This is a genomic window from Metabacillus fastidiosus NBRC 101226 (assembly GCF_001591625.1).
GTDB classification, from domain to species: domain Bacteria; phylum Bacillota; class Bacilli; order Bacillales; family Bacillaceae; genus Metabacillus; species Metabacillus fastidiosus.
In genome coordinates, this window is sequence record NZ_BCVG01000003.1 from 89,556 (window position 1) to 112,628 (window position 23,073).

Annotated in this window: 18 protein-coding genes; 1 reads left to right on the forward strand and 17 read right to left on the reverse strand. The window is 36.8% G+C overall.

Translation table 11 applies throughout. From position 1 onward, the window contains the following. From ppaX to hprK, 4 genes are all read right to left on the reverse strand, one after another. Positions 1-642 carry a pyrophosphatase PpaX gene (ppaX, locus tag BFA01S_RS01605; RefSeq protein WP_066225016.1) on the reverse strand — a complete coding sequence of 214 codons (642 nt, stop codon included), beginning with the start codon at positions 640-642 and terminating at the stop codon, positions 1-3. Further along, positions 617-1,579 carry a nucleoside recognition domain-containing protein gene (locus BFA01S_RS01610; RefSeq protein ID WP_066225018.1) on the reverse strand — a complete coding sequence of 321 codons (963 nt, stop codon included), beginning with the start codon at positions 1,577-1,579 and terminating at the stop codon, positions 617-619. Before BFA01S_RS01610 ends, ppaX begins: the two co-directional genes overlap by 26 nt. A 13-nt stretch (positions 1,580-1,592) precedes the next feature. Next, positions 1,593-2,414 (reverse strand): prolipoprotein diacylglyceryl transferase, encoded by an 822-nt coding sequence (gene lgt, locus BFA01S_RS01615; protein ID WP_066225020.1) that lies wholly within the window; start codon positions 2,412-2,414, stop codon positions 1,593-1,595. A 158-nt stretch (positions 2,415-2,572) separates the two neighbouring features. Next, positions 2,573-3,505 (reverse strand): HPr(Ser) kinase/phosphatase, encoded by a 933-nt coding sequence (gene hprK, locus BFA01S_RS01620; RefSeq protein ID WP_066225022.1) that lies wholly within the window; start codon positions 3,503-3,505, stop codon positions 2,573-2,575. 638 nt (positions 3,506-4,143) lie between these two features. Between hprK and nagB the strand changes: the two genes are divergently transcribed. Continuing rightward, on the forward strand, positions 4,144-4,884 hold the full coding sequence (nagB, locus tag BFA01S_RS01625) for a glucosamine-6-phosphate deaminase (RefSeq protein WP_066225025.1): 741 nt from the start codon (positions 4,144-4,146) through the stop codon (positions 4,882-4,884). Between the two features lie 31 nt (positions 4,885-4,915). On the opposite strand, the gene BFA01S_RS01630 is transcribed toward nagB, so the two are convergent. The 13 genes from BFA01S_RS01630 to BFA01S_RS01685 all read right to left on the reverse strand — a co-directional run bounded on the left by BFA01S_RS01630 (position 4,916) and on the right by BFA01S_RS01685 (position 22,870). Then, a complete protein-coding gene (locus BFA01S_RS01630) occupies positions 4,916-7,657 on the reverse strand; it encodes a metallophosphoesterase (RefSeq protein WP_066225029.1) in 2,742 nt (913 codons plus the stop codon). A 327-nt stretch (positions 7,658-7,984) separates the two neighbouring features. Further along, positions 7,985-8,353, reverse strand: coding sequence for a phage holin family protein (locus BFA01S_RS01635; protein WP_066225031.1), 369 nt, complete (start codon positions 8,351-8,353; stop codon positions 7,985-7,987). Next, positions 8,346-8,555 (reverse strand): PspC domain-containing protein, encoded by a 210-nt coding sequence (locus tag BFA01S_RS01640; protein ID WP_066225033.1) that lies wholly within the window; start codon positions 8,553-8,555, stop codon positions 8,346-8,348. Before BFA01S_RS01640 ends, BFA01S_RS01635 begins: the two co-directional genes overlap by 8 nt. A 22-nt stretch (positions 8,556-8,577) precedes the next feature. Continuing rightward, positions 8,578-9,657, reverse strand: a complete 1,080-nt coding sequence (locus BFA01S_RS01645) for a DUF4097 family beta strand repeat-containing protein (RefSeq protein ID WP_066225034.1) — start codon at positions 9,655-9,657, stop codon at positions 8,578-8,580. Between the two features lie 29 nt (positions 9,658-9,686). After that, positions 9,687-10,004 carry a magnetosome magnetite crystal formation protein family gene (locus BFA01S_RS01650; protein WP_066225035.1) on the reverse strand — a complete coding sequence of 106 codons (318 nt, stop codon included), beginning with the start codon at positions 10,002-10,004 and terminating at the stop codon, positions 9,687-9,689. Between the two features lie 206 nt (positions 10,005-10,210). After that, positions 10,211-13,078, reverse strand: a complete 2,868-nt coding sequence (gene uvrA, locus BFA01S_RS01655; protein WP_066225037.1) for an excinuclease ABC subunit UvrA — start codon at positions 13,076-13,078, stop codon at positions 10,211-10,213. A gap of 7 nt (positions 13,079-13,085) precedes the next feature. Next, positions 13,086-15,071, reverse strand: coding sequence for an excinuclease ABC subunit UvrB (uvrB, locus tag BFA01S_RS01660; protein WP_066225039.1), 1,986 nt, complete (start codon positions 15,069-15,071; stop codon positions 13,086-13,088). Positions 15,072-15,452: 381 nt separating this feature from the next. After that, entirely contained in the window at positions 15,453-15,686 is a 234-nt protein-coding gene (locus BFA01S_RS01665; RefSeq protein WP_066225041.1) for a DUF2198 family protein, read from the reverse strand. Between the two features lie 164 nt (positions 15,687-15,850). After that, on the reverse strand, positions 15,851-17,425 hold the full coding sequence (locus BFA01S_RS01670) for a peptide chain release factor 3 (RefSeq protein WP_066225043.1): 1,575 nt from the start codon (positions 17,423-17,425) through the stop codon (positions 15,851-15,853). 69 nt (positions 17,426-17,494) lie between these two features. Next, positions 17,495-17,653 (reverse strand): hypothetical protein, encoded by a 159-nt coding sequence (locus BFA01S_RS22210; protein WP_156483502.1) that lies wholly within the window; start codon positions 17,651-17,653, stop codon positions 17,495-17,497. Between the two features lie 98 nt (positions 17,654-17,751). After that, a complete protein-coding gene (locus BFA01S_RS01675; protein ID WP_066225045.1) occupies positions 17,752-18,750 on the reverse strand; it encodes an inorganic phosphate transporter in 999 nt (332 codons plus the stop codon). Between the two features lie 12 nt (positions 18,751-18,762). Then, the gene (locus BFA01S_RS01680; RefSeq protein ID WP_066225047.1) at positions 18,763-19,383 is read right to left on the reverse strand and encodes a DUF47 domain-containing protein; all 621 of its coding nucleotides are present in this window, start codon (positions 19,381-19,383) and stop codon (positions 18,763-18,765) included. Positions 19,384-19,732: 349 nt separating this feature from the next. Further along, positions 19,733-22,870, reverse strand: a complete 3,138-nt coding sequence (locus BFA01S_RS01685) for an efflux RND transporter permease subunit (protein ID WP_066225049.1) — start codon at positions 22,868-22,870, stop codon at positions 19,733-19,735. Positions 22,871-23,073: the final 203 nt, after the last annotated feature.

Sequence of the window (23,073 nt, forward strand, 5' to 3'; positions counted from 1 at the left end):
TTATTCTGCTCCAACCACTTTAAGCAGATCACTCATTTTTTCTAACATATAATCCGGATGAAAGCTCTCGATGAAGTCTCTTCCCTTGGCACTCCATGCAACAGCAGCTGTTTTCGTACCTGCATTTTTCCCACCTTCAATATCATGGGAGTTGTCTCCAACCATGATTGCCTCATCAGGGGAAGAACCTAATTGTTCGAGTGCTAATAAAAGCGGCTCAGGATCCGGCTTTGCATTTTTCACATCATCAATTGTCACAACAACATCAAAAAACTGGTCTAATTTCGTAAGTGCCAGTCCCATAGTTACTGTACTTCTTATTTTTGTTGTTACAATTCCAAGCTTGTATCCTTTTTCATGAAGAGTTTTCACTGTTTCAAACACTGTATCAAATTCTTTTACTAATACATCATGATTTTCATGATTGAATTTACGGTACATTGTAATCATTTCTTCTACACGTTCTACGTCCATACCACCAAATGTCTCATGAAGCGTCGGTCCCATGAAAGGCAGGACATCTTCTCTCTTATATTTATCTGGGTAGTAATTATTTAATGTGTGTAAAAAAGATTGAATAATAAGTTCATTTGTATCAACTAATGTTCCATCTAAATCAAATAGTATTGTGTTTATTTTCATATGAAATTTCCTTCCTAGCTGATGTTTTTTCTTTCTTATTCCATACATAGCTAATTGTAATCGTTAATAAGACAGCAACTGTAAGGCGAATAATAAGCAGCGGTAAAACCGGGATGCCGAGCGGAATAAATACTAATGTATCTTCGACAACCGCATGGCATGCTACGAGAAATATAAAGGCAAGTGTTAAATCCTTCTTGCTCACTCCATCTTCTTTTACAGCCTGGATCATAACACCAGCACCATAGGCAAGCCCCATCGTCAGACCTGCTACAAGTGTCATCGATGTATTTTCTTTCATTCCTAGAAATCTTGTACAAGGTGCAAGCCATCTTGTTAATACTTTTAATAAACCGTAATCTTTTAAAAATTGCATAATGATCATTAATGGAATAACAATAATCGCAAGCTGAACGATACCAAGACCTGCTTTTTCCATTCCATTTAGCACAATTTCTATCCAGCCGTTTGGTATTTCTTCACTTTTCGTTACGAAACCGTACTGCGCAAGCTCGCTTCCGCCTTGCCATACTAAATTAATAATAATTGCAGAGAAAAAGGCAAGACCGAGTCTAATAGCAAGAATAATCCAAAGCTTTAATCCAACTTTTGCAGCAACTGTTGATTCAATAATAATATTATGGGAAAAGGAAAGCATAACGGCTAAAATAAATACTTCCTTTACTGTTAAATCTACTGTTAATATAGCACCGATTCCTGCATATAATGTCATCATATTTCCGATAACAAGAGGTATTGCGGCCTCACCTGAAAGGCCGAATATCCCCATAACCGGTGTAATTAAAGTAATAATCCAGCCTAGAACAGGTGTATGCTGTAAAATACTAATAATCAATGTAACAGGAAAGATTACTTTTCCTAATGTCCATGTTGTCCGTAAACCTGTCAGAAAACCATTTTTAAAACTGTTTTTCAACTGTAGTCCCTCTTTACTTTTTATCAATATCTAAATATCTCTCATTTGCATACCCTTTGAAACGGCGGAAAAGGAGAACTCCAATCGCAATGACAATGAGAGTGATCGAAATTACTTGAGCAATTCTTAAGGATTCTGTAAGCATCAAACTATCTGTTCTAAGTCCCTCGATAAAAAACCGGCCGATAGAATACCAGATTATATAAGATAAGAACAGTTCGCCTCTTCGTAAATTCACTTTCCTTAATAAAATCAAAATAATAAAACCAACCAAATTCCAAATGGATTCATATAAAAACGTCGGATGATAATAAACACCATTTATCTCCATTTGATTAACAATGAAATCCGGTAAAAATAATCCTTCTAAAAATTCACGGCTGACAGGACCTCCATGGGCTTCCTGGTTCATGAAATTTCCCCAGCGTCCAATCGCTTGTCCTAAAATAATACTCGGGGCAGCAATATCAGCGAGCTTCCAAAACGAAAGCTTCTTTATTTTCGCATAGACGAAACCGGTAGCAATTGCACCAATTAAACCGCCATGAATCGCCAAACCACCTTCCCAAATTTTTAAAATATCACCTGGATTTTGGCTGTAATAATCCCATTTGAAAATAACATAATAAAGACGTGCACATAAAATAGCGATTGGAATAGCAAATAAAACTAAATCAACGAACACATCTTTGTGAAACCCTCTTTTTACACTTTCTCGCATTGCAATCCATAGGCCTAATAAAGCACCGATGCCAATAATTAATCCATACCAGCGAATTTTCAGCGGACCTAAATCTAAAAAAACGGGATCAAGAGGCGGAAATATATCTGCCATTTTCTCTTTTCAACTCCTAGATTTATTTTTTCTCCCAGCCTTAACAGGCACTAGAACACACATACTAAATTTGCCACTTCACGCGAGCAATGTATGTGTGACCCGTATCATGAAGACCTTAACTAGCCATTAAACTCATCACTGATGGAAGCTTGACTTTATTCTTCTCCAGGTCCATCCCCAATGACACCAGCTAATTTATTTGTAAATTGCTCAGCAGCATTTACTCCTAATAGTTTCAAGCGGAAGTTCATAGCTGCTACCTCGATAATAACAGCTAAGTTACGGCCTGGACGAACTGGAACTGTAAGCTTAGGAACATCAGTATCGATAATTCTCATTTTCTCTTCTTCTAAACCGAGACGATCATATTGCTTTTGCGGATCCCAGATTTCTAAGTTAATAACTAATGTTACACGTTTAAAGCTTCTCACAGCACCGGCACCGAATAAAGTCATAACATTTAAAATACCTAAACCTCGAATTTCAAGAAGGTGCTCAATTAATTCAGGTGCATTTCCAATAAGCATATCCTGATCTTCCTGACGGATCTCTACACAATCATCTGCAACGAGGCGATGTCCTCTTTTCACAAGTTCAAGTGCAGTCTCACTTTTTCCGACTCCGCTTTTGCCGACAATAAGAACGCCAATACCATAAATATCAACGAGTACGCCATGAATCGCTGTTGTCGGAGCAAGCTTTGCTTCTAAGAAATTAGTAAGATGGCTTGCAAGTCTTGTCGTTTTCATTGGTGAGCTTAATACCGGCACACCTGCACGTTCAGATGCTTCTAATAATTGTTCAGGAATTTCCATATCTCTTGTAACAATAATTGCGGGAGTAATATCTGTGCAAAGACGTTCCATTCTTTCTGTTATTTGCTCAGTTGTTAATTGCTCTAAAAAAGAAAGCTCTGTCTTTCCTAATAATTGAACCCTTTCTTTCGGATAGTAATTAAAGTAACCTGCAATTTCTATCCCCGGCCTTGATAAATCACTGACGGTAATGGATCGGCTAATTCCTTCTTCCCCGCTTAATATATTCAGGTTGAATTTTTCAATAATATCTTTTGTGCGGACTTTCGGCATCCCCTGTTCCTCCTCTAAATGACAATTCATTATATAATTTTACTGTGCATCATAGGCATTCAGGTCATTGTTCATCAAACATTCATCTTCTATCTGAAACGAACTTAACAATGAACAAAAAACCTTTACTTCATCCGAACTGTATTGTAAAAATAGTTTATACACTCTCTTATTTTAGCATTAGTATGATCTTTTCTAAAACATTTCTTTACAGGTCTGTGTACAGACTTACAAACAATATTGGACATATACAAAAAATCTTTAAAATTCAAATCTGCATATTGCAGGGATTAGACAGAAAATGGCGAATTATTTATCCGAATATTTTACAGTAATGAAAATAGACAATTGACAATAACGTATCCCGAAACATAAAAATAGACATATAATTATTGTAGAAGCATGAATGGATCATGGCTTTCTGTCATGATAAATGAACGTACAAAAACATAGAGGATGAAGGAATAAGGATGTAAAGAGAGAACAGACATCCATGAGTGAGGTAGTGTGAGCAAAAAAATACTTCATCGAAGTTTTTACGGCAAACTTGTCTATTTATTGATTTAGTAGTTGTTAAAGCTTATGAAACATAGCTCCATTCCTTTTTCCTTCAACTAAAAAGGAGAAATTAAAAAATAATGAAGCTAATAGTAGTGAAAAACAGTGATGAAATGAGTAAGCTGGCAGCAGAGAAAATGCTTGCCGTTATAAAAGAGAAGCCTAATGCAACGATAGGATTAGCTACTGGCGGCACTCCAAAGGGTGTATACGCTGAACTTAGAAAAGATCACCAAGAAAATGGAACATCATATGGACAGATTAAAACAGTGAATCTTGATGAATATGTCGGTCTTTCACCAGATGATCCTAACAGCTATCATTATTATATGAACGAGGAATTTCTAAGCCATATCAATATAAAAGAAGAAAATATTCATCTTCCAAACGGGATTGCTGATGATTTACAGACAGAGTGCAAGCGCTATGAAGAAATTATTTCTTCGCTTGGCGGCATTGATCTTCAGCTGCTCGGCATTGGTCATAACGGCCATATCGGCTTTAACGAACCCGGTACGAGCTTTGAAAGCCGGACACATCTCGTTCATTTAACAGAGGAAACAATTCAAGCGAACTCACGTTATTTTGATTCAATTGATGATGTTCCGACAAAAGCTTTAACAATGGGTATTAAAACTATTTTAGAAAGCAATGAAATTATCCTTGTAGCGAACGGAAAAGAAAAAGCAAAAGCGATTAAATTTTTAGTAGAAGATCCAATTGATGAATTAGTACCGGCATCTGCTCTTAGATCACATGCAAACGTCACAATTATCGTTGATGAAGCAGCGGCTTCCCTACTGCAAAAAGAACAGAAATAAGCATATATGATCTCTCTTTTTTACAGAGAGATCATATTTTTATATTGTTATTTCTTTTCAACTTAATTAAAATAATAGCCGCTAATAAAAATGAGGAATAAGCGGCTGTCCTAAGCGGCTCTTCACCTTTGAGCGGGTAAGATATTTTTTGCTCTCCAATCTCCCTTCCATCAGAGACTACTTTTACTTGACCGTCTACAATTGTAAATCCCCAAACAGGAGATCTTTTTGTCCCATTGAATTTATCTTCAACGACAGTGTACCAATAATATGTTTTCGCAGGTATTAGTCCATTCCAAATGACAGAAGCTGTATTTCCACTTTTTACATCATTTACTTGTCCAATTAATGTATCTGTGTGTATATTCATCTCAAAATAATCAGTTGCAACCATCTTCTCTCTCGGCTCCAGATCCAACTCAAGAGAAAATTCATCTTTCCCCGGAAAATAGGCAAAATCATAATAATTATATCGCTTTAAATAAGGTGAATATGTTCTTACATCAATTTTATTTGCTGAGACATCTACCCTTAAAAGGCGAATAAAACCTTGTCCCCCTTCTGGTGCACCTTGATAATCAGCAAGCATTTGATACACTTTTCGATCCGATTTCCCATCGCCGTCATCATCGATTTCATCTACAAGTGTCTCACTGTCATGATAATGTCCGCAAAGAACGAGCGCGACATTTTTATTTGGAACGACTACTTCTTCAAAAAGCTTGTTTCCAAGCGGACTTCGATTACCGCTTACGAGTAAATATTCATGAAAGGAAAGAATCGCTATCCTGTCAGGATATTTTGCTAATACTTCATTCATCCATTTTATTTCCTCGTCTCCTATCCCCCAGCCCATATACAGCATGAGGTAGTCATTTCCCTTAACCGAAATCAGATCATAATGCCCCTTATTATTTTTATAGGAACCTCCGTAAAATGATTTCTTTTCAAATCTGAATTCACCAAAGTATTTACTATAATCTGTATAATCAGCATACTTATGATGAACATCATGGTTTCCTGCAAGGACACCATAAGGTACATTTGCTTTCTCCAATTCTTTCATATAGTGAGAAGCATTTGCCCACTGCTTTTCGTCATTTGCCTTATCAACGATATCACCAGTATGAAAAACATATTCAATATTAAGCTTTTTTTCATTTTGTACAATCCAGTCAGTAATACTTTTGAAAATATGCGGATAACTTTCTGAATAATATTGTGTATCTGTCATCCATACGAATGAGTAATCGTATTTCTTTCTTTCTTTTGCAAGTTCATCCTGCACAATGACACTGATTTTTCTATCCTTTACGAAGTCACCAGCTTTTACTTTTCCAGTTAACGTAAATGGCTCTTTCCCCGCAATTTTTGAATCTGCTTCCAGCCATTTATCTTCCCGATAACTCCATGCGTACATCGTTACTTTTCGATTCGGCAAAGAATATCCTTTCCAAATAAACTCCACATCATCATCTTCCTTTACAGCTGTATCAACGGTAACGTCAAAACGGTGGTAAGGAAATTTTGTCATTGATTTTGTTTCTACCGTTTTACTATTAGCTGCAGCAATCTTTTTATATTCTGACTTTCTAAAACTTTGCTCTCCCTCAGGTCTGAATGTTTTCGGCGGCTCTGTCTCACTTTCATTTTTGAAAATTTTCATACTTTCCTTATTACGGCTAGTATATTTATAAGCTTTGTAAAAGGAGACGTCTAAATAATCATCTGTAGGATCTGTTACTTTAACTGACAGTTTCGCATGATTCAATGAAACATTTCCTGATTTAGATGTCGGCAATAACGGGGCTTCCTCCACTACGGAAAATGTCCGCTTTACAGTTCTCTTATTACCCGCCCTATCTTCAGCCGCTATCTTAAAAACATGTTCTCCTGGAGATAGATATGCTGAAGAAGTTACATAAGGCAGTGAAACAGATGTATTATCAACTTTAGCAATTATTTTCTTCACATCACTTAACTCGTCCTTAACACTAGCCTCAAGCTTAATCTCCCCCTTATATTCTTTCCCTTCTTCAATTGTAGGAATGATTTCTGGGGCCGTATTATCTACAGTAATATTTGATTTTATTTCCTCATGGTTGTCTGCAATTACTTTTATTTCATAAGAACCGTCTCTCACTTGCTTCGTGTCCCATTCTTTCATAACGGAACGGAAATTTTCTTCTTTTAAATCAAATTGAAAATGGTATGCCTGCATCTTATCCCCCAGAACAATTTCTTTATGAAGATCATATGTGCTGTCACGAATAACTGTCCCATCACTTAAAATAAGACGTATATTTTTAATAAAAAAATCATCACGATTTTCTTCCGAATTATCATCAAAAGGAGATACTTTCGTACCTGAACGGATCGAAATTTTATTATCCGCACCAATTTTTAATTCATTGGCCGGAACAGGGACTGAGATCGTCTTATACGATTTAACCGTATCATCAAATGTTTTTAAAACTTTCGTGCCAATTGTTACTCCATTTTTAAAAAATAAGTTTGTTCCTTTCACTTCAAATACAAGCTGTGCATCATCTTCCAAAGCTTTGTACAGGTTTTTTTGTTCCTCACCATTAATTTCAATCCTAAGCGGCGATTTAGAATGATTCGAGGTTGCTTTAATCATTACTTTCCCTGATAATATTTCATTATTTTTTATATTAAGGCGTATTGCTTTCTCACTAATTTCGGCATTTGTTATACTTGCCGTAAAAATCATAGCAGTCGAAAATATAATTAAGCACATAATAGCTCTCATTTTCATCCCTCTACAATCACTTTCATTATTAGTGTAAGTTTTTGTAGAATTGAGAGAAATATTCTCAAAATGCAAGCTCTATAGATACAAATTAATGTACTAACATATATGAAACAAACCGTATAGTAAGCAATTTTTATCTATTTGGGCACTTTTCAGCTTCAGCTGAAAAGCATTTGCAAGCTCTGCTTGCAAATGGATAAGCCAAAAATCAACTAAGTTTTGCAATAACTCCAGGTTTAGAAACAGGAACTTTCTTTGGATAAGATATGTTAGAAACGTATCTTGAATTTATATATTTTTCCACATAAAAAAAGAGAAGAAAATTTAATCTCCTCTCTTTTCATTCAATGGCTCAATTATTCCTTTTTGAATAAGTAAGTGAAAAATAGAAATAACGATAGAAGCGAGAATTGCTGTCCCAAACCCGTCAATTTCAAATGATTCCCCCATAATTCCCTGTGTCATCATTAAAGTGATTGCGTTTATAACAAATAAAAATAATCCTAACGTAACAACTGTTATCGGCAAAGTCAGCAAAATAAGAATCGGTTTAACGAGAACATTCAAAACAGACAGAATGATACTCGCAATAATCGCTGCTCCAAACCCGCTTAAATGAAATGAGTCAAAATATCCTGCTATAACGATTAAAATAACAGCATTCACAAGAACGCTAACTGCCCACTTAATCACTCTTTATAACATCCTCTTCATTCGGCACAACGAATGCCATTACAATATATACGAGCGGGAGCGGGAGGAAAGATGTCGCAAAGAGAGCAACAACAAAAACAATACGTAATATTGTCGCATCTATCCCGAAATAATCCGCCAATCCACCGAGTATACCTGCAAGTTTCCGATCCGTTCGGGAACGGTACAATTTTTTCTTCATTTCTCCACCTCTGTTTCTAAACTTAAGATAAATGGATGGAACCAGTCTTAGAATCAGCAAAAACAGTTAATTGTTTTGTAGATGATTCATTTACTCTGAATTTCAATTCTTTTTGCATCGTCTCATTTTTCTCAAAAATAATCTCTGCTCCTGGAACATCTGCGGAAAGTGAACCAAGATTCGATTTGAACTCACCGATAATATTATTTTTATTAGTCGTATAAATATCAATATTTCCTGTTGTCGTTTTTGCATACAATGTATGGCAGTTTTCATCCGCTACATTTGCAATTAAATTACCATTAAAGCTTTGAATATCGAGTTTTTCAGCTGTTCCTTCATAGTGAATAAGTCCATTAATTGTTTCAGCTTCTACCTTTTTATATTGAGTCGCAGCCAGTTTAATTTGCCCATTCGCTGTTTCAAATTCTGCCTGATCTCCTTTTATGGAAGAGAAAGAAATAACACCATTTGCTGTTTTCGTTTTTAAATTGCTAATATGCAGCTGTTCTCCTCTTATTGGACCATTAAATAATTTAGCTTTCATTTGATCATATTCACGCTCTGGAACATAAATAAGTAAATTTGCTTTTATTGATTTTTTATTCGTATAAAAACGAAACTTATTGCCGCTCACTTCACATTCCACACCATTTAGGAAACTGTCTCTAGCGGAATCCTGATCTTCTGCACGGTACACCTTCGCATCACATTCCACTCTAACATCCTGGTCAGACCAAGGCTTAATATTAATACTGCCACTCACAATTTCAATCTCGATTTCCTGGAATGAAGCTTGGCTGAATTGGAAGATATGCCTTACGTCAAAGGATTTCCCAAAATTCAAATCTAAATCCACTTCTTTTACCTTTTTAACAGCTTGATCAACGAAATCCATTAATTTAGCACCTAATGATGGCTTATCATTTTTCACATTTTCAGCATGTTTATCTGTAAAAATAACATCTTCCGATAAAGCAGTTATTTTCTGTTCACTTGCCTTCTTCTCCTCTTCAAGCACTTCAATTAATGTAAGTGCCTCGCTTGCCGATAGTTTCCCCTCTTCAACAAGTTTTAAAATTCGTTTCCGTTCCTCTACCATCTTTCATCCTCCTCTTGTTATGCTATTTATTAATCTATAAGTACTTTAATACCCTGAACAATGTTATAAATAGTCACAGCCAAACTTATAACTGCTACAATCACCATACCACTGACAAGAATCCAAGGAAATACAACTTCAGCAGTATTTAGAAATGCGCCTCCTATAAAAATACCGCCTAAAATAATACTAGCGATAAAAGGAATAATATGTGATATGATCGATTTCTTTGCATGCGTCTTTACTTCATTATCATCAACGATAAAATAAACAACAATTGGAAATAAAAGAGCCGCAAAGAAAACACTGAAATAACATAAAGATGAGAACACTTTATTTCTATCCATCAAATTCATCTCCTCTCTATAAATTAATACGATTAAACAAAGCAGAAGTTTCATAAAAAATAAAGAGGATGTCCGATAAATCCTTAATAAGTTTGAAAAGCTGAAAGGCCCCTTCACAAAATCCTTGATTTTACTGGATTCTCATAAAGGGGCCTTGCAGGAGGATGTCTGGAAGGGGGTCGCCTTTTACCCCTTTTAGACATCCTCTATACTGATTCTTTTTCTCTAATTAATTTTTCCATTCTTGCCTTATCCCGCTCTAATATCGGTTTTAAATACTTTCCTGTATAAGATTGCTCTACATTCGCTACTTCTTCCGGAGTTCCGACCGCAACGATTTTACCACCTTTATCCCCGCCTTCAGGACCAAGATCAATTAAGTAATCGGCTGTCTTAATCACATCAAGATTATGTTCAATTACGAGAACAGTATCTCCATTCTCTACAAGTCTTTGGAGTACTTTTAACAATCTTGAAATATCATCAACGTGAAGTCCTGTCGTCGGCTCGTCTAAAATATATAAAGAGCGACCTGTTGATCTGCGGTGAAGTTCAGAAGCTAGCTTCACCCTCTGTGCCTCACCGCCTGATAAAGTAGTTGCAGGCTGGCCGAGTTTTATATAACCTAATCCGACGTCATAAATTGTTTGCAGCTTACGATGGATTTTCGGAATATTTTCAAAAAATAATACGCCATCCTCCACTGTCATATCTAATATATCTGATATATTTTTCCCCTTGTATGTCACTTCAAGTGTTTCCCTGTTATAACGTTTTCCATGACATACTTCACAAGGAACATAAACATCAGGTAAAAAGTGCATTTCGATTTTGATAATTCCATCTCCACGGCATGCTTCACAGCGTCCGCCTTTTACGTTAAAGCTGAAACGTCCTTTTTTATAGCCGCGGACTTTCGCTTCATTCGTTGTTGCATACACATCACGAATATCGTCAAACACACCAGTGTATGTGGCAGGGTTGGATCTCGGTGTTCTCCCTATCGGTGACTGGTCAATATCAATAACTTTATCGAGGTGTTCAATCCCTTTTATTTCTTTATATTCACCTGGCTTTGCTTTTGCATGATGCAGCTTCTGTGCAAGAGATTTATGCAAAATCTCGTTAACGAGTGTACTTTTGCCTGAACCAGAAACACCTGTCACTGCCACAAACATTCCTAATGGAAACTTAATCGAAACATTATTTAAATTATTTTCCTTTGCTCCTTTAACTTCAATAAATCTGCCGTCCAGTTCTCTTCTTTCAATCGGCAGCGGAATAAATTTCTTCCCTGATAAATACTGGCCTGTTAATGAATTTTCATCATTCATTACTTCTTCTGGTGTACCCGCCGAAATGATTTCACCGCCATGAATACCGGCACCAGGACCGATATCAATTAAATAATCGGCAGCAATCATCGTATCCTCATCATGCTCAACAACAATGAGCGTATTGCCGATATCACGCATATTTTGCAATGTTCCGATAAGACGGTCATTATCCCTTTGATGCAGGCCAATCGAAGGCTCATCTAAAATATAAAGGACACCTGTTAAACGTGAACCAATCTGGGTTGCAAGGCGAATCCTTTGTGCTTCACCACCTGACAATGTTCCTGCCGAACGATTGAGTGTTAAATAATCAAGCCCGACATTATTAAGGAAACCCAGTCTCTCAATAATTTCTTTTAAAATAAGATTCGCAATTTGCATCTCTTTATCTGTTAGTTGTAAGTTAGCAAAAAAAGTAAGTGAATCCTGAACAGATAATTTTGTTACTTCACCAATATGATTTCCGTCGATTAATACAGCTAATGTTTCCTTCTTTAATCGATACCCTTTACAAGTTGGACATGCCTGCTGTCCCATATACTTTTCCATTTGCTCACGGATGAAATCAGAACTTGTCTCTTTGTAGCGCCTTTCCACATTACGAACGACACCTTCAAATTGAATATAATTTTCTCTGATTTGACCGAAATCATTTTCATAACGGAAATAAATCTCTTCCCCATCACTGCCAAACAAAATTTTATCAAGCTGATGTTTCGGAATATTCTCAACTGGAATATCCATATCAATGCCGTAATGATTACAGACAGCTTCAAGCAGCTGAGGATAATATTGAGAGCTTGTCGGCTCCCAAGGCGCAATCGCATTTCCTTTCAAGGAAAGACTTTTATTTGGAATAATAAGATCTAAATCCACTTCGAGCTTTGATCCTAATCCATCACAATCAGGACATGCACCGAACGGGCTGTTAAATGAAAACATACGCGGTTCTAACTCACCGATAGAAAAACCACAATGCGGACATGCATGATGCTCGCTGAAAAGAAGCTCTTCTTCGCCAATAATCTCGATAATGACTCTGCCTTCACCTAATCTTAACGCCGTTTCTAAAGAGTCTGCTAGACGGGCTGAAACCCCTTCTTTCACAACAATTCGGTCAATAACAACTTCAATCGAATGTTTTTTATTCTTCTCAAGAGAAATTTCTTCCGTAAGCTCCGTCATTTCTCCATCTACCCGAACACGTACATAGCCTTGCTTTTTAATTTCATCGAACACTTTCACATGTGTTCCTTTTCGACCTGATACAATTGGAGCAAGCACCTGCAGTTTTGTACGTTCCGGATATTCTAAAATCCGGTCCACCATTTGTTCAATTGTCTGCGAAGTGATTTCTATTTTATGTGTGGGACATACAGGTCGGCCGACACGCGCAAATAAAAGCCTTAAATAATCGTAGATTTCTGTTACTGTTCCAACTGTTGAACGCGGGTTTCTGCTCGTCGTCTTCTGATCAATGGAAATTGCCGGTGACAATCCCTCAATTGCATCGACATCCGGCTTGTCCATCTGCCCTAAAAACTGGCGTGCATAAGCAGATAATGATTCAACATACCGTCTTTGTCCTTCTGCATAAATCGTATCAAATGCGAGTGATGATTTACCCGATCCTGATAAACCGGTTAATACAACCAGTTTGTCACGCGGAATTTCTACATCAATATCTTTTAAATTATGAGCGCGGGCCCCTTTCACAACAATTTTATCTATCGCCATTAATCTTTCATCCTTCCGCTTTAAGCTCTAAAATTAAATCACGTAATTCAGCAGCACGTTCAAAGTTCAATGCTCTTGCCGCCTCTTTCATTTCTGTTTCCATATCTGCAATGACTGTATCTCTTTCTTTCTTAGTTAACTTACTGAACTTAGAAACCGGTTTTGCTTCATATTCTTCCATCTCTTCTGCCGCAACTGTCGCTCTAATAACATCACGAATTTCCTTCTGAATTGTTTTCGGAGTAATACCATGCTTTTCATTGTATTCTTCCTGGATCCCGCGGCGGCGCTTCGTTTCATTTATCGCAATTTCCATTGAATTTGTTATTTTATCAGCATACATAATAACATGTCCGTTCTCATTACGAGCAGCACGTCCAATCGTCTGAATTAAAGAACGTTCCGAACGTAAGAAACCTTCTTTATCAGCATCAAGTATGCTAACAAGAGAAACTTCCGGAATATCAAGACCTTCCCTTAGCAGGTTAATCCCAATCAATACATCGTATTTTCCTAAGCGGAGCTCGCGGATAATTTCAATCCGTTCCAAAGTCTTTATTTCCGAGTGCAAATAGTTCACTTTAATACCGATCTCTTTTAAATAATTCGTTAAATCCTCAGACATCTTTTTCGTCAAAGTCGTTACGAGCACACGCTCATTTCGTTTCACTCTTATATGAATCTCATCAATTAAATCATCAATTTGGCCTTGAATTGGTCTTACATCTATTGTAGGATCTAATAAACCTGTCGGGCGGATAATCTGTTCCACCATTTCAGGTGTATGTTCCATCTCATATGGTCCAGGTGTCGCTGATACAAATAAAATATTATGGATATGGTCTTCGAATTCTCCAAACTTCAGCGGACGGTTGTCCATCGCTGACGGTAATCTGAATCCATGATCAACAAGCACTTGCTTTCTCGCCTGGTCACCGTTAAACATCCCTCTAATTTGCGGCAGTGTAACATGTGACTCATCGATAACAATTAAAAAGTCATCAGGAAAATAATCGAGTAAAGTATACGGTGTCGCACCTGCTTCTCTTAATGTTAAATGCCTTGAATAGTTTTCAATTCCCGAACAGAAACCCATTTCCCGCATCATTTCAAGATCGTATCGTGTTCTTTGTTCAAGTCGCTGCGCTTCCAACAGCTTTCCGTTATCCCTCATTATTTTCAGCTGTTCTTCAAGCTCTGCTTCAATATTTTTAATTGCTACTTGCATCTTTTCCTCACGTGTAACGAAGTGGGACGCAGGGAAAATTGCAACATGCTCACGGTCACCGATAATCTCTCCTGTTAATGCATCCACTTCCCTAATCCTGTCTATTTCATCTCCGAAAAACTCCACACGGATACAATGCTCATCTTTTGAAGCAGGGAAAATTTCTACCACATCACCACGTACACGAAACCTTCCCCTTTGGAAATCAATATCATTGCGCTCATACTGAACATCAACAAGACGGCGCAATAATTCATTCCGCTCTATTTCCATTCCAGTTCTTAATGAAACGACAAGCTCTCGGTATTCTTCCGGCGAACCTAAACCGTAAATACACGACACACTGGCAATAATAATGACATCTTTTCTCTCAAATAAAGAAGATGTCGCCGAGTGTCTGAGCTTATCTATTTCATCATTAATGCTTGCATCTTTTTCAATAAATGTATCTGTTTGCGGCACATATGCCTCTGGCTGGTAGTAATCATAATAACTGACGAAATATTCGACAGCATTATTAGGAAAAAACTCTTTAAATTCACTATATAATTGACCTGCTAATGTTTTATTATGTGCAATGACTAAAGTCGGTTTATTTATCTCTTTAATAACATTAGAAACAGTAAATGTCTTACCAGTTCCTGTTGCTCCTAGTAGTGTCTGATGTTTCTTTCCTTGATGGATTCCTTCTACTAATTCTTTTATTGCCGCCGGCTGATCTCCTTGCGGCTCATATTTTGAGACTAACTCAAATTGATCATTCACTAAGGAATCCCCCATTTCAACTAAATATACTATTTATTTTATCATATTTATTATTATTAATGCGAACTTTAGTTCGATAAAAATACAAACAGGAAAAGGAGCCACATTTATTGCAGCTCCTTTTCACTTTTTATCCCAGCCTTAACGGGCAGTAAGACTCCCGCTTCAAATTTCTAGCAATTCGACGAAAGTAAGCAGAAGATCCAACTGCCAGTAAAGGTTCAAACAACAGAACACATACTAAATTCATCACTGCACACGAACAACATATATATGAACCGCATAATGCGGACACAATTAACCTTCAGTGCAGGATAAGAAAAACCCCACTGAAGGAAGTTTCACTTTATCATTATTCCTTTTCAAACTTCATTTCAAACATCAGCTTTTCTTTCTTACCTGCATTGCCATTTTCCGGGCATAAATGAAGCCTACAGCAAGCGATAACAAATCAAGAATAATGACATATGTGAAATCAGAATAGCCTTTATAATAAGAAACAATAAGTAAAGCTGCTGTTAAAACAGTCCCGACATAGTGGTTATACGTAACCCTCGTAAATAATAAAACGAGTAGAAAAGGCAGAAATATTGCTAAGATCGCTTTTAAAAGCATTTTCAATCTCCCTGTTACACAATAATATCCTTATCATACAGGATCAGTAATTTATTGTAAAAGCTGAAGGCTGTATTTTAAATTTATCAGCAACTCTGGTCTTTTATTCTGTCCTTCCTCAAAACAGCAAAAAGGACTATACAAAGTACAGTCCTCCCGCTTAATTATTGTGCCTGGTAGTCATTTTCTTCTAATAGATCGACTAGTTCGATATCTTTTTGATTTTCTAAGAAATAGCGATACGTAAATTCATTTTCAAAAAGAACAGCATACTGATCATAACGGTCGCGAACAAGCATGCTTCGCGAATCGAAAAATCGTTTATCAAATTTCTCATTTTTAATCCAGCGCGGAATTCTTTCACCGAGAGAAACAAATTCAATATCTACATTATATTCTGCTTTCATCCGGTATTCGAATACTTCAAACTGAAGCTGACCGACTGCACCGAGAATAAAGGAATCAGTAAGGTCCTGTTTAAATAGCTGAATAGCACCTTCCTGAACGAGCTGTTCAATCCCTTTTCTGAACTGCTTCGACTTCATGACGTTTTTGGCTTGTACTCTTTTGAATAGTTCCGGCGGGAACTGCGGTAACTCATCAAAATGGAAGTTACCTTTTCCCTCGATCAGCGTGTCACCAATTTGATAAATATTCGGATCATATATTCCGATAATATCTCCAGGATATGCCTCATCAACCGTTTCACGGTCTTTCGCCATAAAGGCTTGAGTCTGGTTTAGCTTAATCGTCTTATTCGTCCTGCTCACGTTAACGCTCATGCCCCGTTCGAATTTCCCTGAGCATACACGTAAAAATGCGATACGGTCACGGTGAGCAGGATTCATATTTGCCTGAATTTTAAAAATATAGCCTGAAAAAGTTTCTGCCTCTGGTGCAACTAAGCCTTGATCTGTTTTACGCGGCTTAGGAGGTGCAGCAAATTGTAAGAACGTATCCAAAAAGGTTTGTACACCGAAATTAGCGAGTGCACTCCCGAAAAATACTGGTGTTAACTCACCTTTTTGTACACGTTCCATCGTAAACTCATTACCAGCTTCTTCAAGAAGTTCGATTTCTCCTAATGTATCATTATAAACAGGATGATCAACTAAATCTGTTTGTTCAATGTGATCGAATGGAACGATTTCCTCTTCTTCATCCCCTTTAAAACGAACGACCTGGCTGTTAAATCGATCATATATCCCGAGGAACCTTTTCCCCATTCCGATTGGCCAGTTCATCGGGTATGACTCAATCCCGAGTACCTCTTCAATTTCTGCAAGCAGCTCCAGCGGTTCTCTTCCTTCACGATCCAACTTATTAATGAATGTAAAGATCGGAATACCTCTTAAGCGGCAAACTTTAAATAATTTAATCGTCTGCGGCTCCACACCTTTTGTTGAATCGATAATCATGACAACACTGTCAACCGCTGTTAGTGTACGATACGTATCTTCACTGAAATCTTCATGTCCAGGTGTATCAAGAATATTGACATGAAAATCGTGATAAGGAAAGCTCATAACACTTGATGTAACAGAAATTCCACGTTTTTTCTCAATTTCCATCCAGTCTGATGCTGCAAATTTTCCTGATTTTTTCCCTTTAACAGTACCAGTAGAACGAATGACTTCACCGAAATATAATAACTTCTCAGTTAATGTCGTTTTCCCGGCGTCAGGATGCGAAATAATCGCGAATGTGCGCCGTCTATTTATTTCATTTTCTAAGCTCATATCCAATACCTCTTTTTGTTAAATTCGCTATGAAATATATCATAAAGCTAGAGAAAGAACAATAAAAGATTATACATCTTCCTTTTCCTCCGATTGTTCCTCCTTGATTAAATTATCCCAGGAACTTTTATAACGATTCCCTTTTCCCCATTCTGAGGCAGCCAGTCTAATAATAATAAAGATGCTTGCAAGTAAAAGTACAATAATACCATAAAGAACCCATGTCATTATTATCCCTCATTTCCTCCAATTTATATAATGTACTAATATGAGGGAATTTTATGACAAAAAATCTCAGCCATACGACTGAGATTTATTTCATTTTATTAAAAGAAAAGATTTAATATAAAATACGTAATTCCTGCTAATGTGGCAGAGATCGGTAAAGTAATAACCCATGTAATAAGCATTCTTTTCGCTGTACGCCATTTTACACCTTTTACACGATGTGATGCTCCGACACCAAGAATGGCTGAGGAGATAACATGTGTTGTACTTACCGGAAGATGGATAGCTGTTGCACCTAAAATAATAGCTGCTGATGATAAATCGGCTGCAACACCATTAACTGGACGGATTTTCATAATTTGTCCGCCGACAGTTTTAATAATTTTCCATCCTCCTACAGACGTACCTAATCCCATTGCAAGAGCACATGATAACTGCACCCAAAAATGAACTTCATCATCACTTTGGAAGCCGTTAGTTATAAGTGCCATTGTAATAATCCCCATTGCTTTTTGCGCGTCATTCGTTCCATGTGTATATGCCTGAAACGCAGCCGTTAAAATTTGAATACGGCGGAAGCTGTTATTTGTCTTTGCAAGCGGATGATTTTTAAAAGCGACCTTAAAAATACTGTATACGATATAACCGATAACGAAAGCAATAATCGGTGAAAAAATAAGTGCCTGAAGAATCTTTAAGAAACCTGTATAATTCAGCGCCCCAAAACCTGCTGCCGCAATCGCAGCACCGGCAATCGCACCGATAATGGCATGGGAAGAGCTGCTCGGAATACCGTAGTACCATGTAACTAAGTTCCAAATAATTGCAGCAATTAAAGCAGCTAGAATAACGAGAGAGCCATTTTCTAAAGTAAATGGATTAACAATATCCTTCGTAATTGCTTTTGCTACACCTGTAAATGTCATCGCACCTAAAAAGTTCATAAAAGCAGCCAAAATAATGGCATGTCTAGGCTTTAAAGCTTTTGTTGAAACACTTGTTGCAATCGCATTTGCTGTATCATGAAATCCATTAATAAAGTCAAACCCTAATGCAAAAATAACAATGAGTATCGTGATGATTAATGTCATTTCCATAGTAAATACCCTCTACGCATTTTTCATGATAATCGAATCAAGAGTATTTGCTACGTCTTGGCAACTATCTGCAATTTCTTCTAAAGTCTCGTATATTTCTTTATACTGGATGATTTTTATCGGATCTTTTTCTGTTGCAAATAAGTTTTTAACAGCTGTTCTTAACAAATTATCACAGTTTGACTCATATTCCTTAATTTTTACAGAATGCGGGCTGATTGCAGATAATTTCTTATTTGAAAGCAATTCAATTGCCTCTGCAATCTCTAATGAACATTGATGAATATTTTGAACAAATTTCTTCATATGGTCTGTCGGCTGAACGACTGAATACATTTCAAATAATGCAGCCGATTCTTCAATCCCGTCGATAACATCATCAAGAACCATTGTCAGCTGAAGAAGATCTTCCCTTTCAATTGGAGTAATAAAGGCCTGGTTCAATTCTTTAATCATCGTATGTACGATGGTATCGCCTTTATTTTCGTAATCCTTTATTGTTTCAAAAAATACTTTCAGATCATGCGGATTAGAAATTTTATGATCTAAGAAAAATTGTGAAGCCTCTTTTAAGTTTACAGAAATATCCGTTAACAACGATGTAAACTTATCTTTCTTCCCTTTTGAAAACATGTTAATTCCTCCAGTTTAGAAGCCAAATTATATCTCTCTATTTTTATCTTGCCTTCAAATTATATTGAAAAATGATGAATTATAAAATAATTTGTCGAAAATCTTTACAAACTTGTAATATTTCTAAAAATAATATGACAAGTATAAGGTTTTTTTAGTATTTACGAAAAACGGAGAAATATGAGAAACAAAAGAGATGGGACTGTCTGATAACCCCTAATAAGTTGTAAAAACTGTAAGGCCCCTTCACCAAATCCTTGATTTTACTGGATTCTCATAAAGGGGCCTTACAGGAGGCTATCTGAAACGGGTCGCTTTTTACCCTTTTTAGATAGCCTCACCTCTTTTTTTACTCTGCTATTTTCTTTCTTCTTAGCTTACTTAATAATTCATAAACAATCGGTACAATAACGAGCGTCAGCAATGTAGAACTTGTTAAACCACCGATAACCGTAACACCAAGCCCTTTTGAAATAATTCCACTGCCTTCTAGTCCCATCGCAAGCGGAATTAATGCACCAATTGTAGCGAGCGCCGTCATTAAAATCGGACGCAGTCTCGTTGTTCCTGCTTCAAGCAATGCTTCTCTCGTACTTAATCCTTCTTTTTCTTTATGAATAACACGGTCAATTAAAACAATCGCGTTCGTTACAACAATTCCGATCAGCATTAATCCTCCAATTAATGCATTCACACTTAAAGTTTCACCAGCAATTAAAAGACCGACTAATGAACCGATAATTGTAAACGGAAGCGAGAATAAAATCGCAAATGGGGCTAAGCCACCTCCAAATGTAATAACGAGAATCAAATAAACGATCGCAATTGCAGCAAGCATTGCTAAACCAAGCTGTGTAAATGATTCTTGAATATCTTCTGTTACTCCGCCCATATTCACTTCAGAATTTGACGGAAGCTTAATCTTATCAACCTCTTCTTGAAGTTCACCGGAAGCTTTTGCTACATCATTCGTCGTTAATTCTCCGCTGACTTTAACGTAAATTCTTCCATCACGTCTTGTTACTGTATCAGATGTTTCTCCCTCTTTTATATCGATTACATCTTTTATTTTCACTTCTTTTCCAAGCGGTGATTGAATTGTCTTTTCTGTTAAGTCTTCTATATTATTATAAGATTCTTCTTCCACTTGAAGGTAAACATTAAGCTCTTTACCGTCCTTCTCCACTTTCGTTAAAATAGGACGTTCACGCTGCGGACTTAATTCCATCCCAATTTGAGCAGCAGTTAATCCTAATTTGCTTAATTTTTCCTGGTCAGCAACTAAAGTATACTCCTCATATGTTTCTGAAATACTTGAGTCAATATTTTTCAGCGCCTTATTATCTTTCATTATTTTTTCCACTTTATGAACAACTGGGACGATATCATCCATGTTGTCTCCGTAAACATACATCGTGATTTCATTGCTGCTTCCTGCACCAGCGAAATCTTGTGAAGCCCATTCTCCACGATCTGTTTTCGTTTTCAGTTCCTTAATAACAGCTTCTTTTTCCTTGTCAAAGTTAGGAGTATCCTTGTTGTACTCTACAAAGAAAATCGCACTGTTCGTATCACCGGGGTTCATCGGATTTTCCGTTCCAAGTGAGTATTGAACTGTTTTTACATTTTTACGGTCTAAGAAGAACTTCTCAGCAACTGCCGTACTATCTTCCGCTTGTTTCCTCGTCTCACCCGGCTCTGGTTTATATGTAACCATCATCATCTTCTGATCTTCAGAAGGCATGAAGCTTACACCGATAATTGGAACTAGGAATAAACTTCCGACTAATAAAAGAATAGCTAACGCTGATGTAATAAATTTATGATTCAGCGTCCAATTTAAAATCTTTCTATAGACACCAGCAAGCTTACTTGGCTTATGCTCTTTTAATTTCGCTTCGCCTCTTAATCCTTTTTTAAATAAACTATGGGCCATCATAGGCACAATCGTAATTGCAACTAAGAGAGATGCTAATAATGCGAATACCATCGTAAGTGCAAATGGTAAAAACAGCTCGCCAATCATGCCTTCCACAATTGCAAGTGGCAGGAATACAGCAATAGTTACAATCGTTGAGGAGAAAATCGGCATAAACATTTGTTTTGTTGCTTCCCGAACTAATTCTTTTCCTCTTAAAATTTCATCCTTTAACAGCATTCTTCGGTAAATATTTTCTATTACAACGATGGAATCATCGACCACACGTCCAATCGCAACAGTCATCGCTCCTAAAGTCATCATATTAAGTGTAATATCCATCTGCTTTAAAAGAAGGATCGCAATCAATAATGATAACGGAATCGAAATAATTGAAATTAATGTTGATTTAATATCACGAAGGAAAAGAAGAATAATAACGACTGCAAATAAAGCACCAAAAATTGCTTTGCTTAGCATCGTATGAACAGATTCTTCTATCGGAGTCGCCTGATCAAGAGTTTTAACTATTTTTAACCCTTTTATATCTTCTTCATATTTATTTAATACATCTGTTACTTCATTCGCTACCTCAACTGTATTCGCATCTTGTGCTTTTACAACCTGAATCCCGATTGATTCACTGCCATTCGTGCGGGACACAGATTCCGCCTTGCCAACAGCCTTTATTTCTGCTATTTCAGAAAGCTTTACAGTCGGGAGTTCGATATTTTGCGGCTGTACTTGCCCAGCAGCCTGCATTTCATTTGGCATAGCAGCTGGTGCTTGCTGTATTCCACCCGCCGCACCGGCATCTGTCATCTTCGGTGTAACAGGAATTTTTATATTTTTCAAGTCATTAAGACTAATGATATTCCCATCAACAACAACAGATTTTTCTGTATTCTCAAATGTGTAAAGACCTAAAGGAAATGTAACATCTGATCCTTTAATAATATTTTGAACCGTTTCCTCATCAAGTCCGTATTTGTCCATTTTTTCCTGATTAAAAGTAAACTGTACCTCTTCCACACGCTGTCCTGAAACTTGGACAGAGGAAACACCATCAATTCCCTGCAATGCTGGAAGAATATCTTCCTCTACTTTTGTCGTTAACTCTGCTAACGATTGATTATCGTTCGAAACACTTAATGCTAAAATCGGAAAAGCGTTCAAGCTAAGCTTTTGAACATCCGGTTTATTCACTTCTTTTGGAAATTCAATATTAGCCAGCGCTTCATTCACTTCATCCTTTGCCTCATCCATATCTTTTTTAAAGGAATACTCAATTTGAATGGAAGAAGCATTTTGAAATGAATTGGAGCTGACAATATTGACACCATTCAAATTTCGAATTGCTTTTTCAATTGGTTCTGATACTTTATCGGCTACTTCTTCTGGTGTAGCACCAGGGTAAACCGTCGTTACCGTCATAATAGGCGTATTAATATCAGGGATCGTTTCCATCTTCATGTTCATTCCTGAATATAAGCCTGCCACTGTAACAATGATCGTTAAAAGCCATACAGCAAACTTGTTCTTTAGTACGAAGTTAATAATCTGATTCATGACTACCTCCATTTTTGACTAATTAGTCATAACGATTATTAATATAAATGACCAGTCAGTCAACGTCAACGAAAATAGAAAAACTGACATATTATTTTTAAAAAATGTGAACATTCCAGTCATAATATATCCAAATCGCTTATAATACCTCCATCTTTCCCTCTTATCTCTCACTATAGCCTATTACCGTACGTAAAGTTCAA

Excerpts from the sequence above, each read along its gene's own strand:
- BFA01S_RS22210 (WP_156483502.1), bottom strand. The coding sequence starts at position 17,653 with ATGACATGGGTTCTTTATGGTATTATTGTACTTTTACTTGCAAGCATC.
- nagB (WP_066225025.1), top strand. The coding sequence starts at position 4,144 with ATGAAGCTAATAGTAGTGAAAAACAGTGATGAAATGAGTAAGCTGGCA.
- BFA01S_RS01665 (WP_066225041.1), bottom strand. The coding sequence starts at position 15,686 with ATGCTTTTAAAAGCGATCTTAGCAATATTTCTGCCTTTTCTACTCGTT.
- lgt (WP_066225020.1), bottom strand. The coding sequence starts at position 2,414 with ATGGCAGATATATTTCCGCCTCTTGATCCCGTTTTTTTAGATTTAGGT.
- BFA01S_RS01640 (WP_066225033.1), bottom strand. The coding sequence starts at position 8,555 with ATGAAGAAAAAATTGTACCGTTCCCGAACGGATCGGAAACTTGCAGGT.
- BFA01S_RS01630 (WP_066225029.1), bottom strand. The coding sequence starts at position 7,657 with ATGAGAGCTATTATGTGCTTAATTATATTTTCGACTGCTATGATTTTT.
- hprK (WP_066225022.1), bottom strand. The coding sequence starts at position 3,505 with ATGCCGAAAGTCCGCACAAAAGATATTATTGAAAAATTCAACCTGAAT.
- BFA01S_RS01680 (WP_066225047.1), bottom strand. The coding sequence starts at position 19,383 with ATGTTTTCAAAAGGGAAGAAAGATAAGTTTACATCGTTGTTAACGGAT.
- BFA01S_RS01670 (WP_066225043.1), bottom strand. The coding sequence starts at position 17,425 with ATGAGCTTAGAAAATGAAATAAATAGACGGCGCACATTCGCGATTATT.
- BFA01S_RS01650 (WP_066225035.1), bottom strand. The coding sequence starts at position 10,004 with ATGGATAGAAATAAAGTGTTCTCATCTTTATGTTATTTCAGTGTTTTC.
- BFA01S_RS01685 (WP_066225049.1), bottom strand. The coding sequence starts at position 22,870 with ATGAATCAGATTATTAACTTCGTACTAAAGAACAAGTTTGCTGTATGG.
- uvrA (WP_066225037.1), bottom strand. The coding sequence starts at position 13,078 with ATGGCGATAGATAAAATTGTTGTGAAAGGGGCCCGCGCTCATAATTTA.
- BFA01S_RS01675 (WP_066225045.1), bottom strand. The coding sequence starts at position 18,750 with ATGGAAATGACATTAATCATCACGATACTCATTGTTATTTTTGCATTA.
- ppaX (WP_066225016.1), bottom strand. The coding sequence starts at position 642 with ATGAAAATAAACACAATACTATTTGATTTAGATGGAACATTAGTTGAT.
- BFA01S_RS01645 (WP_066225034.1), bottom strand. The coding sequence starts at position 9,657 with ATGGTAGAGGAACGGAAACGAATTTTAAAACTTGTTGAAGAGGGGAAA.